The sequence below is a fragment of the Lysinibacillus sp. 54212 genome (genome assembly GCF_036662795.1).
In the GTDB taxonomy this organism is placed as follows: Bacteria; Bacillota; Bacilli; order Bacillales_A; family Planococcaceae; genus Lysinibacillus_B.
Genome location: NZ_JBAFWZ010000024.1, coordinates 1 through 14,257, shown reverse-complemented (window position 1 = coordinate 14,257; position 14,257 = coordinate 1). Strand labels below are relative to the sequence as shown.

The 14,257-nt window shown below is 39.9% G+C and carries 19 protein-coding genes and 3 riboswitches; of the genes, 1 reads left to right on the top strand and 18 read right to left on the bottom strand.

Translation table 11 applies throughout. The features are described 5' to 3' along the window. Window positions 1-272 precede the first annotated feature (272 nt). Window positions 273-557 carry an AbrB/MazE/SpoVT family DNA-binding domain-containing protein gene (locus V4T18_RS14595; RefSeq protein WP_332650619.1) on the top strand — a complete coding sequence of 95 codons (285 nt, stop codon included), beginning with the start codon at window positions 273-275 and terminating at the stop codon, window positions 555-557. Window positions 558-680: 123 nt separating this feature from the next. On the opposite strand, the gene thiW is transcribed toward V4T18_RS14595, so the two are convergent. From thiW to V4T18_RS14505, 18 genes are all read right to left on the bottom strand, one after another. Next, window positions 681-1,187, bottom strand: coding sequence for an energy coupling factor transporter S component ThiW (gene thiW / locus V4T18_RS14590; protein ID WP_332650542.1), 507 nt, complete (start codon window positions 1,185-1,187; stop codon window positions 681-683). A 23-nt stretch (window positions 1,188-1,210) separates the two neighbouring features. Further along, complete coding sequence (locus tag V4T18_RS14585; protein ID WP_332650540.1) at window positions 1,211-2,215, bottom strand: ABC transporter substrate-binding protein; 1,005 nt, start codon at window positions 2,213-2,215, stop codon at window positions 1,211-1,213. 14 nt (window positions 2,216-2,229) lie between these two features. Then, window positions 2,230-3,000 (bottom strand): ABC transporter permease, encoded by a 771-nt coding sequence (locus V4T18_RS14580; protein ID WP_332650538.1) that lies wholly within the window; start codon window positions 2,998-3,000, stop codon window positions 2,230-2,232. Further along, window positions 2,987-3,724, bottom strand: a complete 738-nt coding sequence (locus V4T18_RS14575) for an ABC transporter ATP-binding protein (protein WP_332650537.1) — start codon at window positions 3,722-3,724, stop codon at window positions 2,987-2,989. The genes V4T18_RS14580 and V4T18_RS14575 overlap by 14 nt, the downstream gene beginning before the upstream one ends. A 24-nt stretch (window positions 3,725-3,748) precedes the next feature. Then, the gene (gene tenA, locus V4T18_RS14570; RefSeq protein ID WP_332650535.1) at window positions 3,749-4,435 is read right to left on the bottom strand and encodes a thiaminase II; all 687 of its coding nucleotides are present in this window, start codon (window positions 4,433-4,435) and stop codon (window positions 3,749-3,751) included. 184 nt (window positions 4,436-4,619) lie between these two features. Next, window positions 4,620-4,707: riboswitch (TPP riboswitch) on the bottom strand. Between the two features lie 401 nt (window positions 4,708-5,108). After that, window positions 5,109-5,196, bottom strand: a riboswitch (TPP riboswitch). A gap of 89 nt (window positions 5,197-5,285) precedes the next feature. Next, complete coding sequence (rsmI, locus tag V4T18_RS14565; RefSeq protein WP_332650534.1) at window positions 5,286-6,164, bottom strand: 16S rRNA (cytidine(1402)-2'-O)-methyltransferase; 879 nt, start codon at window positions 6,162-6,164, stop codon at window positions 5,286-5,288. Continuing rightward, window positions 6,145-6,420, bottom strand: coding sequence for a GIY-YIG nuclease family protein (locus tag V4T18_RS14560; RefSeq protein ID WP_332650532.1), 276 nt, complete (start codon window positions 6,418-6,420; stop codon window positions 6,145-6,147). Before V4T18_RS14560 ends, rsmI begins: the two co-directional genes overlap by 20 nt. After that, window positions 6,407-7,150: a tRNA1(Val) (adenine(37)-N6)-methyltransferase gene (locus V4T18_RS14555; protein ID WP_332650530.1), complete on the bottom strand. Its 744-nt coding sequence runs from the start codon at window positions 7,148-7,150 to the stop codon at window positions 6,407-6,409. Before V4T18_RS14555 ends, V4T18_RS14560 begins: the two co-directional genes overlap by 14 nt. Window positions 7,151-7,309: 159 nt before the next feature. Next, the gene (gene yabA / locus V4T18_RS14550; RefSeq protein WP_332650528.1) at window positions 7,310-7,672 is read right to left on the bottom strand and encodes a DNA replication initiation control protein YabA; all 363 of its coding nucleotides are present in this window, start codon (window positions 7,670-7,672) and stop codon (window positions 7,310-7,312) included. Between the two features lie 25 nt (window positions 7,673-7,697). After that, entirely contained in the window at window positions 7,698-8,513 is an 816-nt protein-coding gene (locus tag V4T18_RS14545) for a PSP1 domain-containing protein (RefSeq protein WP_332650526.1), read from the bottom strand. After that, window positions 8,506-9,510 carry a DNA polymerase III subunit delta' gene (gene holB / locus V4T18_RS14540; protein WP_332650523.1) on the bottom strand — a complete coding sequence of 335 codons (1,005 nt, stop codon included), beginning with the start codon at window positions 9,508-9,510 and terminating at the stop codon, window positions 8,506-8,508. The genes V4T18_RS14545 and holB overlap by 8 nt, the downstream gene beginning before the upstream one ends. A 225-nt stretch (window positions 9,511-9,735) precedes the next feature. After that, the gene (locus V4T18_RS14535; RefSeq protein WP_332650521.1) at window positions 9,736-10,173 is read right to left on the bottom strand and encodes a YaaR family protein; all 438 of its coding nucleotides are present in this window, start codon (window positions 10,171-10,173) and stop codon (window positions 9,736-9,738) included. 18 nt (window positions 10,174-10,191) lie between these two features. Then, window positions 10,192-10,521 (bottom strand): cyclic-di-AMP receptor, encoded by a 330-nt coding sequence (locus V4T18_RS14530; RefSeq protein ID WP_332650518.1) that lies wholly within the window; start codon window positions 10,519-10,521, stop codon window positions 10,192-10,194. Window positions 10,522-10,591: 70 nt separating this feature from the next. Continuing rightward, window positions 10,592-11,221 (bottom strand): dTMP kinase, encoded by a 630-nt coding sequence (tmk, locus tag V4T18_RS14525; RefSeq protein ID WP_332650516.1) that lies wholly within the window; start codon window positions 11,219-11,221, stop codon window positions 10,592-10,594. A gap of 17 nt (window positions 11,222-11,238) precedes the next feature. Continuing rightward, entirely contained in the window at window positions 11,239-12,663 is a 1,425-nt protein-coding gene (locus tag V4T18_RS14520) for an aminotransferase class I/II-fold pyridoxal phosphate-dependent enzyme (RefSeq protein ID WP_332650514.1), read from the bottom strand. A 168-nt stretch (window positions 12,664-12,831) separates the two neighbouring features. After that, complete coding sequence (locus tag V4T18_RS14515; protein WP_332650512.1) at window positions 12,832-13,146, bottom strand: DMT family transporter; 315 nt, start codon at window positions 13,144-13,146, stop codon at window positions 12,832-12,834. Window position 13,147: 1 nt separating this feature from the next. Next, a complete protein-coding gene (locus V4T18_RS14510) occupies window positions 13,148-13,483 on the bottom strand; it encodes a DMT family transporter (RefSeq protein ID WP_332650510.1) in 336 nt (111 codons plus the stop codon). 56 nt (window positions 13,484-13,539) lie between these two features. Beyond that, window positions 13,540-13,639: riboswitch (guanidine-I (ykkC/yxkD leader) on the bottom strand. A gap of 54 nt (window positions 13,640-13,693) precedes the next feature. Beyond that, entirely contained in the window at window positions 13,694-14,074 is a 381-nt protein-coding gene (locus V4T18_RS14505; RefSeq protein WP_332650508.1) for a PH domain-containing protein, read from the bottom strand. Between the last annotated feature and the right edge of the window lie 183 nt (window positions 14,075-14,257).

Below are 14,257 nucleotides of genomic sequence, written 5' to 3'. Positions count from 1 at the left end.
CGAAAGATTATTCTCTGACAATTTTGTCGAATAATAACCACGTCAATAATTGAGAATTCTTTAAACCTTTTAGGCTACTAATTATTTTAAATGATAAAAATCTAAACTATATCAGACTATACTCACGGATTTTAACAAAAAAATTCGCTTTATTTGAGAATTAACAGTGCTAATTTATTGACGTTTATGGCATTACTTGGTATGATTCATATTAGACAAGGATTTGATGTCGAATTTTGACGAATTATAATAACAAAATATTAGGAGGAACCATTGTCATGAAATCAACAGGTATCGTTCGTAAAGTCGATGAATTAGGTCGTGTAGTTATCCCTATCGAGCTTCGTCGTACACTAGGCATTGCAGAAAAAGATGCATTAGAAATTTACGTTGATGATGATAAAATCATTCTGAAGAAATATATGCCAAACATGACTTGTGCTGTAACAGGTGAAGTTTCTGATGATAACTTCCGTCTTGCTGGGGGCAAATTAATTTTAAGCCCAGAAGGTGCGGAAATTTTAGTAAATGAAATTCAAAACAACTTAAAAAAATAAGTTGTTCACTCTTTAAAGTACGATCAAAAATAAAAAATCAAGAATGCCTACAACATGCACTCTTGATTTAATAAAGGGCAGTCAAAAATCTACTGTAGACTTTTGATTGCCCTTTTTGTTGTATTATTTTATTTTCGTGTGCAGCATGCCACTAAATGCTTTATTTTGGACCATTACCTTTAATAAAAAGAATCCTAAAATGGCGCCAGCAAAAGAACTCATCATAAATGCTGGGATAAAGCCAAATAATGTAGCCTTCTGTCCTAATAGCAATGTTGCAATTGGATAAGCTGCCAATGCACCTAAAATACCTGTTCCAACTACTTCACCAACAGCGGCATAGCCTAGCTTCTTTGTTTTTTGATAAAGAACGGCTGCAAGGAAGGCACCGAGCATGCTACCCGGGTAGGCAAAGATGGAACCTGTTCCTAACAGGTTTCGCATCGTTGAAGTAAGAAATGCCCCCATCACTGCATACCAAGGTCCAAGCAAAACCGCAGACAGTACATTCACAAAATGCTGTATAGGAAAGATTTTTGCAAAGCCTACCGGAATATAGACTGCACTGCTTGATGCAGTGGTAATCGCTGCAAGAATGGCTGTATACGTTAGCTTTCTTGTTTGATTCATATTACGTACTCCTCTTCCCATCGTTATTCCGAAACAACATTTTGTACAAACTGTTCCGGATCAACCTTCGTCTCGATTACGCCAGCTTCATATAGCCAATCCGCCACTTTCTTCCAGCTCTCTTCCTCTTGATGCCCAAATGGAACCCCTTCATCCTCCATTAATGGTAGAAGAATTTTTAAGCTCTCTGTCTCCACTTCTTTATCTAATGCCGAGTCCCCATTTTCATTCGCTAATAAGATTTGCAATCCTTCTTCCGGATTTTCCTTTACAAACTCTTGCCCCTTTGTAACAGCCTTCCAAAAGTTCTCAATCGAAGCTTTTTTCTTATCCAATGTATCTTCACCAGTCACGATAACAAGCTCGTAATTATCCGGTACACCGTAATCATCTAATTTGAAAGCTTCCATTTCGTAGCCTTCTTTATTTAGTAGCACTAATTCGTGGTTAATATAGCCGCCACCGATTGCATCTACCTTATCCGTTGCAACCGCAGGAATTAAATCCCATCCTACATCCGTCATCTTCACTTTGCTAAAATCTCCACCATCATGCTCGACCATCGTCTTTATGACCGCTTCTGTTATTATGGTAGATGGATAGCCCACACTTTTACCTTCTAAATCCTTTGGTGAATCGATTCCTGCTTCTTTTTTCATCATAATAGAGTCAAGAGAATGGCGAACGTAGGCTGCAACCGACACGACCGGGATTCCCTCTGCTCTTGATTGTACAACCTGACTTTGGTAGCTAATCGCTAAATCGACCTTCCCTGTCGCCGCAAGCTTTAGCGGGTCATTTGTATCTGCAGGCATTTGAATTTCAACATCTAAGCCTTGCTCCTCAAAATAGCCTTTTTCTTTCGCTACATATAATGCAGAATGTACTGCGTTTGGATACCAATCAAGCATGATCGTGATTTTTTCTAATTCCGCTTCCCCTTTTTCGGATGACTTTTTTTCATCACTACAGCCCACCAGCATTACGGCAAGTAGCAGGAATACAACGGTAATTTTCCAATTTTTCATGTTATCTTCCACCTCTAATTTTCATATTTCCATTTTCGAAGAACGATTCGCTCAATCCATGCGGCGAGCGCAAACAGTAGGATCCCTACAAGGGTTAATATCGTAATCGCCGCAAATACACCTTCTGCATTCAAATTCCCAGACATTCTCCGGCTATAATAACCTAATCCCTCACTTGCACCTAACCATTCCCCAATGGTCGCACCGACTAATGCAAATACGATGGCCATTTTAAAGCCTGAGAAAAATGAGGGTAGTGCCATTGGAATATGTAGCTTTAGAAATATTTGCTTGCGGGATGCCCCCATTGAACGAAATAGTTCTATATAATCTTTATCACAGGCTCTTAAACCATCATAGGTGCTCACCACAATAGGGAAAAATGAGATGAGAACCGTCACCGCCACCTTACTCCAAATAGAATAACCAAACCACAGCACAAAAATGGGCGATAGTGCAATGATCGGAATCATTTGTGAAATGATGACAGCTGGGTACATTACTTTTTCTATAGGTTTAAAGCAGAACATCCCTATAGCGAGTGACACTCCTAAAATGACCGTTATCGAAAAGCCAACGAAAAACTCGATTCCAGTTGCCTTTAAATGCTCCAAAAAGAGGACTCTCCAGTTGTCGATAATCGTTTGCAACACCCCTGTTGGTGCAGGAATAATAAAGCTTGGCACCATTCCTTGCCTCACTAGCACTTCTAGCACAACAAGTGCTGTTGCAAAAAACAGTAGGAATAAATAGTATTGTTGTAACCAACTTTTAATACGTTTCACTAGAAATCTTCCTTTCTAGTGTTCTTCTTAAAGCTATAACCTCATCCGAATAGATCATTTCGTTGGCACGTGGTCGTGGCAAATCGACGATCACTTCTTCTACGGTGTTATTTTGATGCAATATTAATATGCGATCACTTAATACAATGGCTTCCTCTAAATCATGGGTAATAAAGAGGACGGTTTTCTTTAATTGCTGCCACATGGACAATAACCAGGCTTGCATTTCTTTTTTTGTAAAAGCGTCTAGTGCGCCAAAAGGTTCGTCGAGTAATAGCACATCTTTACCAGTGAGGAGCGCTCTTAAAAAAGCCGCGCGTTGTCTCATTCCGCCTGATAATTCCTTTGGATACGCATGTACATAGTCCTTTAAGCCAACCCGTTCGATCCAGGCTAGGGCTTCCTCTTTTGTTAACGTTACATCCTTTTGAATTTCTGCTGCGATCATGACATTTTGTAGGATCGTACGCCAAGGTAGCAATAAATCCTTTTGTGGCATAAAACCCACATCACCTGGAGCTGCTTGGCGATTGTGAATGATTATATGCCCATCATCCGGTGTCAGAAGACCCGTCATCAGTTTAAAAATTGTGCTTTTTCCTGTACCGCTTCTACCGATGATTGAAACAAATTCCCCCTGCTTAATTTCCATATTTAAATTAGAGATAACAGGAGAAGCATGACGTTCAAAAGCATAGGTCACATTTTGTAGGCTAACTACCATTTCTTTCTCACCTTCTCAAATGAACTAAATCGGCCAATCCTGTTTATGATAGTTCATGTCCCAGAATAAATACTCGTACTTTGAAGTAATTTGGAAATGCTTTTCTAATTGAGCGAGCTCCCGTTCTGGCTTTCCATCTGCTAATTCGTTCATTACATCGATCAGCCACTTGGCTCCATTGCCAAACTCCTCTGAATCGTATGTTTCTATCCACTTGGCATACGGATTATTTTCTAGATTATGACCGTATTGTGCTCTTAACAGCTTGCCAATTTCCCAATAATCCCACGCACAAGGCAATAAGCAGGCCACTACTTCAGCTAAGCTACCACTTTGCGCAGCATTTAACATATAATTCGTATAAGCTAAATTCACAGGCGTCGGCTTTGTCGCCTCGAGCTCCTCTGAGGTAATACCGAATTCAGCGGCGAATTGACGATGCAGATCCATTTCAAAATGTAGCGTGTCATTTAAAATAGCTGCAAATTTCCCCATCATGTCTAAATCTGTAGATTTGACAGATGCAATCGCAAATAGCTTTGCATAATCAATTAAATACACATAATCCTGCTTCATATATTGGATAAATTTATCCTTATCGAGTGTCCCATTTCCTAGTTCCTGCACAAATGGATGGGTATGATTCGCCTCCCAAATAGGCTGCACATTTCTAAAGAGTCGATCTGTAAATTTTTCTGTTGTCACATTCATCCCTGCTTCCTCCTTTTTACTAACAAGCACTTCCCTGATTCAGAAAAGCTCAAGCGCCCTATTTAGCCACAACAAGCGCTGGAGCTAGACACTGCTCCATCTCCAAGATTTTATACTTTCTTACTCTTAAATAAAAACCACTCCCTAATAATCGGAAGTGGTTTCGTGGCATAGTCGTATAATGATACGCTCGAAACTACTTCCCTACGCTAGCGTTAACTAGATCAGGTTCGAAGGGTTCTTCTCAGCCAATGGCGCCCCTAGCAGTCCTACAAAATATTCGGTTTTTTTAACTAATAAATGGTCATTCACTATAACTTGGTATTGATTTCCGTTGCGCCAGCGTGCTTTCCTGGGGGCGTCCGATGAGCCGCTTCACTCACTTCGCTCGCTCCAGGGTCTCATCTGTGACGCTAAGCTAATCCCCAAGGAGTCACGCTGGCTCCACTCCAATCAACAAACGCTTTATTCATCATGTGATCAACAGAGCATAGCTTCCCGTTGGAATGGAAAATATTGTCTGAGACGAAAACGAAACGGCAGTCATAATGCCTTCGTGACCAACATCGTGTTGGGCCAAGGAAACTGAAGTCACATGATTAAACCCTTACTAACAAGTTCCTTACAAATAAAAAACCCACTCTTTTTAGAGAGTGGGGAATGTACACGTAACAATCAACATACCTCACTTCCCTACGCTAGCCTTAACTAGATCAGGTTCAAAGGGTTCTTCTCAGCCAATGGCGCCCCTAGTGCTATTATTTGTATTTATTTTTATCATAACATGACTTACAATTTGTGCAAGTGATTTTATGGAAAAGATATTTTCCCCTCCAATTATTCCATGTCTCTATTCTTGCTCACGGTGATAGTCATTATATACATCTCGTTTTGATAGGCCGCGCAATTTTGCTACTTCCTTAATCGCATCCTTTGAATTAACATTCGTTTCTTCTATTATATAGTCCACATGCTGCTGTAGCGTCATCGAAGACCAATCATGGGCTTCTTCTTCTACCTCACCGGACAGATTGCCTTCCAGTACAATACAAAATTCGCCACGAATTTCATTTTCCGATGCCCAAACTATCGCCTCTTCCACTGTCCCGCGTAAAAACTCTTCAAATTTCTTTGTTAATTCCCGCGCTAAGGTGATTCGTCGATTCCCAAGTACTAATTCGATATCCTTTAGTGTATCCTTCAAACGGTGAGGCGCCTCATAAAATAACAGCGTCTCCTCTCGTTTTGCTACCTTTTCTAGCTGTGCACGACGTTCCTTTTTTTGACGGTTTAAAAACCCAAAGAAATAAAATGGCTGGGGAACGATCCCCGAGGCAATTAATGCAGTTAGTGCAGCATTAGCACCTGGAATTGGTACAACTGCAAAATCCTCTTCAATTGCCTTTTGAACAATATCCGCTCCCGGATCAGAAATACAAGGTAGCCCTGCATCGCTAACAAGTGCTACCGATTTCCCTTCTCGTAAATAACCGAGTAGCTTTTCCCCACCAACTTCAATATTATGCTCATGATAGCTAACAAGCTGTGTTTGAATCTCAAAGTAATTGCAAAGCTTTTTTGTATTACGTGTATCCTCTGCAGCAATCACATCAACTTCCTTCAATATACGTAATGCTCGTACGGTCATATCCTCTAAATTGCCTATCGGTGTCGCAACTAAATACAGACACGCCCCCGCTTCATGCTGGCTACTCTTTTGTGCTTTCACAGCTAGCCCTCCCTATATACTGCTCTTTTTTTTCACGTGTAAATTGTTTAAATGCATATTCCATACGCATCGCTTCTTGTTTTGATTCGAATATTTCATAATGGATGCACGTTACAGGCAGCCGAGCACGCGTATACTTTGCGCCTTTTCCGGCATTATGTGCAGCTAATCGTTTTTCCAAATTATTTGTATATCCAGCATAAAACGAGTCGTCTCGACACTCTACTACATAAAAATAATGCTTACTCTTTTCCATAAAGCATAGCGCTCACTTCTGCCGTATATTCATTATGCTCATCGTATACAAATAAAGGCGGCAATATTTTCAAACCTGGCTTTCCATCCTTAATTCCTTCAATAAGTAAGGTATTTGCTTCTTTTCCATGCTTCGGATAAATTAGCCTCATACGCTTTGGCTCTAAACGATTAGCACGCATTGCTGTTACGATATCAAGTAGTCGCTCCGGACGATGGACAAATGCAGCCTTTCCACCTTGCTTTAATAGACGACTTGTTGAATAAATTGCTTCGTCTAGTGTTAAATGGATTTCGTGCCGAGCAATCGCATAGTGCTCACTTACATTTTTATCACTTAGTTCATGTGCTAAAAAATAAGGTGGGTTGCATGTCACAGCATCATATTTTTCTATACCTAATGTATCCGGTGCAGCCTTTACATCCCCGAGCTTCATTTCGATTCTCTCAGTTAGTTTATTATAAGCAACACTTCGACACGCCATATCATAAAGGCGAGGCTGGATTTCGACACCGATAATTTTAGCCTTAGTGCGTGCACTGAGGAAAAGAGGGATAACTCCATTCCCCGAACATAAATCGACAACACTCCCACGCTTTGGCACACTCACAAAGCGAGAAAGCAGCACTGCATCTAACGAAAAAGAAAAGACTGATGGACTCTGAATAATACGCAAATCCTCTGCTAATAAATAATCCAGACGTTCATCGTCCTTTAACCACTCACTCATAAATACCTCCTACTACAAAAACACGCATTCCATTATGTGTAATTTTAGCCCTATCTTCTGGCCCTTGCTGTCTATTTCTCGGGCTTCCTACTCAGACTAATTTTATCTCTTTATTTCGTAAAGAAAAGACTGACCTCCTCTACGGAAGCAGCCTTTATCTTAACCATTTTGTTTATTTAAAAACGATAGACAGAACAAGCAATCCTCACCTTTACGTGAGCTTCCAAAATGAACATGACATACATGGAACCCTTCATGATAAAGGCGAGCCAGATTATCATAGCCTTCGCCGATATCTAACGTATCTTCCTTCTTTTGTTCAAAATCCACTGAATGTGTGGCAGTTTCATTAGACAAAAGCGCTTCTAAACGCGTTCTCAGATGAAGGTTTTCCGTTTGAAGTGTCTGATGTTCCTCCATCATATGCGCAACAAACTTTTTTAAAGCGACAAACTGTTGCTGCATCGATTCGAGTTGCTGTTCGAACTCCATAACAGTATCTAAAAAATTACGGTCCTTCACTCAAGCCACCCCATTAAGTTTCTATCTATATAAGATTTTTTTCGCATTGTAATAGTTCTTCCAACGAATATTCCACCGTGCGCTCCTGCTCCTGTAAATAAACCTGAATTAAACGCTCTAATACATTTAACCCAACTACTTTCCCATTACCATCTGGTGTCCTTGTTAAATCACCGATATCAGGCATGCCCTCTTTTGCAATTTCGTAATCATCATTTTCATATTTTAAACAGCACATTAATCGACCACAGAGACCCGAAATTTTCGTCGGATTTAACGATAAATTTTGGTCTTTTGCCATTTTAATAGATACGGGATCAAAATCACCTAAAAACGTAGAGCAACAAAGCATTCGGCCACAAGGACCAATACCACCTAGTAGCTTCGCCTCGTCGCGTACACCGATTTGGCGTAGTTCAATTCGCGTACGAAAAACAGAGGCTAAATCCTTTACAAGCTCCCTGAAATCGACACGACCCTCCGCTGTAAAATAGAAAATAATTTTATTGCGATCAAACGTATATTCTACGTCCACTAGCTTCATATCTAAGCTATGCTCAATAATTTTAGTATTCGCAAGCTCATAGGCACGTCTGGATTCCTTTAAATTTTCATCAACCTGCATCCGATCTCGCTCATCAGCCGGACGAACGACTTGCTTAAGTGGTAACACAACATCGTTTTCCTCCACCTGTCGAATCGGTACAACAACTTTTCCATACTCGATACCGCGTGCTGTTTCAACAATAACATACTGATCAACATCGAGTATGTACGCGGCTGGATCAAAATAATATATTTTACCCGCTCGTTTAAAGCGGACTCCGACTACATTATACAATTGTATACCCCTCCTGCAAATTAAGCATTAGCTGCTCCATTAATAACGCCCGGTTCATATTGCGCTGCAGGTTTGCTCTGGCCTGTAAAACAGCTTGCATTTGCGTTGATAAACGCTCATACGTCGTTTGCAGTGCAATTTCCTTAAACATCTGAAGCATATCCGGATAAGTACAAGCAGCTTCGGGATTGGCTTTTATCGCAACAATATCACGATAAGCAAATAGCAGTAAATCTAATGCTTGCTCCATTTCACTTTTTTCTTTAAATGAGGGAAGCCAATCTTCATGTACAATGAGTAATGCTTCATGTACATTCTTTCTCACAATCTCTACTAATTTTAACACTGTTTTTCTTGCATGTACAAACCGCTCTTCACCTGCTAATGAAATGGCCGTTTCCAAATCGTTTGTCATCATACTTACTGTTGACGCCATTGAATGTGTCACGCCATTCTCTATTAAACGTTGCATCAAAATATTTTTAGGTATTGTTGAAAATTTTATATGCTGACAGCGTGAGCGAATTGTGGGTAAGATTCCTTGAATTTGCTCTGTTAGAAGTATGGCTGTTACTTCACCGTCAGGCTCCTCCAAAAATTTTAGTAGCATATTAGCAGAAGCGGTATTTAATTTATCTGCGTGATGAAGCACATAAATTTTCCGCCCGCTCTCTACACCTGTCATAGCCATTTCAGATATAAGGTCACGTATTTGATCGATTTTAATGAATTGTCCGTCAGGCTCTACTTGTTGAATATTAGGATGATTTCCCGATTCAACTCGTCTGCAATTTCGACATGTTTCACATGGAACATTTTTTGTCGAATTTTCGCATAACAAAAGCTTCACAAAAAACGTCATAACCTCTCGCTTGCCTGTCCCCTTTTCACCCTCAAATATATAGGCATGTGCCATTCTATTTTTTTCATAAATTGTTTGAAGCTGCTTAATGACTGTAGGCTGTAGCATGTTCAGCTCGTCCACTTGTCGTACCATTTGTTCCACCTTTTTATTTTGACGTCCTAATTAGGAACGCTTCCTTAGAAAAGCGCTAGCGCCCTGCTTAGCCCCGACAGCTGCTTGCAGACCCGAATCGAAAGCATATTTTCCGCTCTCGACCGAGGAACTGGGCGCTGGAGCTAGACATTGCTCGCACTCTAAAAATTATTATTTTCTTTTTAGAAAAAACCCGTGTCCAACACACGATATAAGACACGGGCTTTACATATATAGGTTAATTAATAAGCCTTTTATTTCACCTATTTTATCTAATAAATCAATTGTTTCTTTTTCTTCATCTAGAATATCTTGAGCTAATTCAACAAGGCGTTCATCGATTGTATCGACAATTTTTAGTCGTCTACCTTCACCAAAACGATTCCATGTATGAGATTGCTTCATTTCTAAACCATGCTCAACTGCTTCTTGTAAAAAACGTTTCACAAGCATTTTAAAACGGGTTAACTCCCGAAGACTTCGATTTCTTGCAACTCGATCTCCTGCTGCTGAAATATCCCCTAATAATCGAGTTAACTGCTCTGTTTGCATTTTTGAGCCTTGCTTCACAACCATATCTCCAAAACGATTGCCATTTTGGTTGGCTGGTTTTAATTCATTCCGGTTTTGAAAGCCGACTCGTAAATCTTGATTAATTTTCAACGGCTATCCACCTCCAAGTTAAAAATGGTGGAACTGTTCAATCGGTAATACGAATACTGTCGCTCCGCCAACTTCCACTTCTACAGGATATGGGATGTAGGAATCTGCATTACCACCCATCGGTGATACAGGGGCTACCAATTGTTCGCGTGCACGACAATTATCTCTAATAATGTCTAGCAATTTCGGAATACGCTCATCCTCGACACCAATTAAAAACGTTGTATTACCTGAACGTAAAAAACCGCCTGTACTCGCTAATTTTGTAGCGCGAAAATTATTTTTAGTTAGCGCATTCGACAAGCGATTACTATCTTGATCCTGAACAACTGCAATGACTAATTTCATTCGCACTCACCCTTTCGCCTGAATAGGTGCTACCATTATATCATAATTTGGTAGCTCACTTCATTTACTTTTACCCTAGTAACTTATATAAAATCTTCCACACATCATTTACGACCGACTCAATCTGTTGATCGGCGTTGATAATATGGATTCTCTTCTGATTCTGCTTAGCAATTTGTAAATAACCGGCCCTTACTTGTTCATGAAAGGCCAAGCTTTCCGCATCTAAACGATTGATCTCATCTGAACGATTCGCTGCTATCCGGGCAAGACCGATAGATGGCTCCAAATCGAATAAAATCGTTGCATCCGGCAGCCGTTTTCCAATGGCAAATTCATTAATCGCAAGTACTTCCTCCACACCTAACCCACGGGCGATTCCCTGATAAACAAGTGAAGAATCAATAAAGCGATCACATAAAACTGTTTTTCCTGCCTCTAGTGCTGGCTTTACTTTTTCGAAATAATGCTGACTACGTGCAGCAGCATATAGAAGTGCCTCTGTATGATTGTCCATCGTTGTATGAGCTGGATTTAAAATGATTTCTCGAATTTTCTCGGCAATTTCAATACCACCAGGCTCACGAGTAGCCATTACTTCTATATTATGCTGCTGTAATTGTTCTACCACTTGCTTTAGCACTGACGTTTTCCCTGCCCCATCTGGCCCTTCAAACGTAATAAATAAATTTCTTACCATTGTTTATATTCCTCCAACTATTGCTTTATGACTCTGATGAGCTTTTCAGTTAACCGGTGCTCTCCTTGAAATGCTGCACGGCTGACTAGTAGCTCCTCAAGTCTACTCAAATTTGCCACTGTTATTTTTTCTCCAGGGACAAACAATGGAATTCCTGGTGGGTACGGAATTAGCATACTTGCTGATATTCGTCCAATTGCTCGCATATATGGGACCCATTCCTTCTCCATCGCTAACAGCTCATCCGATGTTACTTCTGGTGTCGTTATGGCCTTCATCTCATACGGCTCTTCTATATAACTGCCTGCAGTGCCTGGCTGCTTTTTGAGCTCTGCTACAGCTTCCTTTATTCGAATACGCATGTCTGCAAAAGGATAGCTTTCACCATGCTTTAATAGTGGTAATATGAACAGAACCTGCGCTGCATCCGCAAGCTCCACATACAAATTCTTTGATTCTAATGCATCCTTTAACTCTATACCTGTATACCCCGGTAATCGGAGCAAGAGCTTTAAAGGATCATCAACTTGAATTACCTCTAGGCCCCGAATCGACTGCAATGCTTCTACCCATTGTTCACGCTTTTCTAAGCAATATACTGCATCACTTTCCATATATGTACTTATATAATGCCTTGCATCATCCAATGATGCGAGTAATAAATAGGAAGGGCTGCTTGATTGAAGCATCCTCAAATAGTGATTTATTTTTGTTGTTGATACAAGCTCTGATTTCACGTGTAAAAATGATGCCATTGTCATTGCCGGTAAGGTTTTGTGGGCCGATTGCACAACAACATCTGCCCCTAACTCAAGCGCTGAAGCTGGAAACTTGGCACTAGCTGTAAAATGTGCGCCATGTGCCTCATCAACTAACACGGGAATCCGTTGAGCATGACATAATTTAATTTGTTCCTTTAAGTCTTCTGCAATTATCCCATAATAAGTTGGATATGTTAACACAGCCGCCTTTGCTTCTGGATGTAAAGCTAGTGCCTCACTTAATACAGGAGCTGACACAGTTGTTGCTGTCTTTGTTCTTATATCCCAATTTGGTGTTAAATATACTGCCTTCGCACCAACGAGCTCTATTGCATGAAATACCGATTTATGAGCATTTCGCTGCACAAGTATCGTGTCGCCTCGCTTACAAGTAGCATAAATCATCGCTAAATTCCCAACGGTTGAGCCGTTTACGAGGAAGTAGCTTTTATCTGCTCCATATGTATTCGCTAATAGTTGCTCCGCCTCCGCAATGGCCTCTTCAGGATGGTGAAAGTCATCTAGTCCTGTAAGCTCTGTCACATCATATGAAAGCGCCTTTTTTATTTCATTTGGTAAAGATGAAATACGACCATTCTTATGTCCAGGTACATGTAATGATAGCGGCTGCTTTTCAACAAATTGATAGAGCGCCTCCACTAAAGGTCTTTCCTTTTTCATGTTTTCCACTCCGTTCATTAAACTTCCTTCATTATACGACATGAACTAATGATTGCGCGCTATTTGCTGATAGTGTTCATACTTTAGCATCGATTATTGCTCATTGCTGGAGTAAATTAAAAAGCATCGCAAGCAGTTTCACCCTTGCGATGCTCTATTAGACTGATGTTATGCAACTAATTTCAAGCCAATTGCACTACTTAAAATAATTGCGATAAATAAAATTCGTTTCCATTCCTTCGATTCTCCATACAATAGCATGCCCATAATGGCACCTCCAGAAGCACCAATTCCTGTCCAAATGGCATATGCCACACCCATAGGTAAAGTTTTCATCGCAAAAGCAAGTAATAAAAAACTAGCAGTAAAACCAATAATTAATTGTAATAGATTTTGCCAGCTTCTTTTTGCGTTTAGCTTATTCATCATCATCACACCGTACATTTCACAAAGCCCAGCTAGTATTAGTGCAATCCAAGCCATATTAATCTTCCTCTACTTTCACTTCATTTGTTACAAGCTTTAAACCAATTACACCGATTAGCAATGTACTTACTAGCATCAACTTCATAAAGCGAATTGGCTCCCCAAAGAATAGTATTTCAGCAAGTATTGTACCGGCTGTGCCTAATCCTACAAAGACCGCATAAACAGTGCCTACTGGCAATTTAGCACTAGCACCGATCATAAACGTAAAACTAATAATGATTGCAATTAACGTAACAATCCATTCCCATACCGAAGTAGCATGCTTTAGCCCTATTACCCATATTACCTCGAAAAATGAAGCAATAAATACAATCACCCAATTTCTATTCATATCCGTACTCTCCTTTTCTTCCACTAAAAAAGCCTAGAAGTATACTGTTATACAGTATCTCCCAGGCTTTTATCCTTCCGTGTCACAACGATTGCTGCGGGCTCTCTCTCGGACCAGACTAGCGCTTATCGCCACGGAACCCTAGAAAACCTTCTTATATATTTAGTGAAATTATAATCAATATCACATGAAAACTCAATTGATTTCATTTTATGAGTTTATTTTAATTAGTGGATTTTCTAACAATAACGCTTCGATAAAATGCCTTCTATCCTTTGGCGATACTTGTATTGTTTCGTATGTATTATAATTAATTTCAATTCTTTTCATAGAAAGTGCTGGTGCTACAAATGGATTCGTAGTATAACGAATTGATTGTATATGCTGAATGCTTATAGTCCTTTTGATTGGGCCATATGAAGTTTTCAGCTGATTATTTTCAATACTATAGCCTGTATCAAACCAAATCCATACTACAAAACAAATGATTATCACTGAAACAATTAGTCCTATAACATCGATTTGAATCACTACTGACAAACAGAATACCCACAATAATACCCCAACTAAAGACCAAATTAGAATACCCAACCACCAATCTCTTTTCGATGGAAATATCATAATTCTAACTCCTATCATTCATCATTAGTTTTCAAGCTGTTTAGTTAAAAAGAAAAAAGCCTGAGAAAATTCTCAAACTTTTGTTTGTGCCTAGCGACGTCCTACTCTCACAGGGGGAAGCCCCCAACTACCATCGGCGCTAAAGAGCTTAAC

Excerpts from the sequence above, each read along its gene's own strand:
- thiW (WP_332650542.1), bottom strand. The coding sequence starts at position 1,187 with ATGAATCAAACAAGAAAGCTAACGTATACAGCCATTCTTGCAGCGATT.
- V4T18_RS14585 (WP_332650540.1), bottom strand. The coding sequence starts at position 2,215 with ATGAAAAATTGGAAAATTACCGTTGTATTCCTGCTACTTGCCGTAATG.
- V4T18_RS14575 (WP_332650537.1), bottom strand. The coding sequence starts at position 3,724 with ATGGTAGTTAGCCTACAAAATGTGACCTATGCTTTTGAACGTCATGCT.
- tenA (WP_332650535.1), bottom strand. The coding sequence starts at position 4,435 with ATGAATGTGACAACAGAAAAATTTACAGATCGACTCTTTAGAAATGTG.
- V4T18_RS14560 (WP_332650532.1), bottom strand. The coding sequence starts at position 6,420 with ATGGAAAAGAGTAAGCATTATTTTTATGTAGTAGAGTGTCGAGACGAC.
- V4T18_RS14555 (WP_332650530.1), bottom strand. The coding sequence starts at position 7,150 with ATGAGTGAGTGGTTAAAGGACGATGAACGTCTGGATTATTTATTAGCA.
- holB (WP_332650523.1), bottom strand. The coding sequence starts at position 9,510 with ATGGTACGACAAGTGGACGAGCTGAACATGCTACAGCCTACAGTCATT.
- V4T18_RS14530 (WP_332650518.1), bottom strand. The coding sequence starts at position 10,521 with ATGAAATTAGTCATTGCAGTTGTTCAGGATCAAGATAGTAATCGCTTG.
- tmk (WP_332650516.1), bottom strand. The coding sequence starts at position 11,221 with ATGGTAAGAAATTTATTTATTACGTTTGAAGGGCCAGATGGGGCAGGG.
- V4T18_RS14520 (WP_332650514.1), bottom strand. The coding sequence starts at position 12,663 with ATGAAAAAGGAAAGACCTTTAGTGGAGGCGCTCTATCAATTTGTTGAA.
- V4T18_RS14515 (WP_332650512.1), bottom strand. The coding sequence starts at position 13,146 with ATGGCTTGGATTGCACTAATACTAGCTGGGCTTTGTGAAATGTACGGT.
- V4T18_RS14510 (WP_332650510.1), bottom strand. The coding sequence starts at position 13,483 with ATGAATAGAAATTGGGTGATTGTATTTATTGCTTCATTTTTCGAGGTA.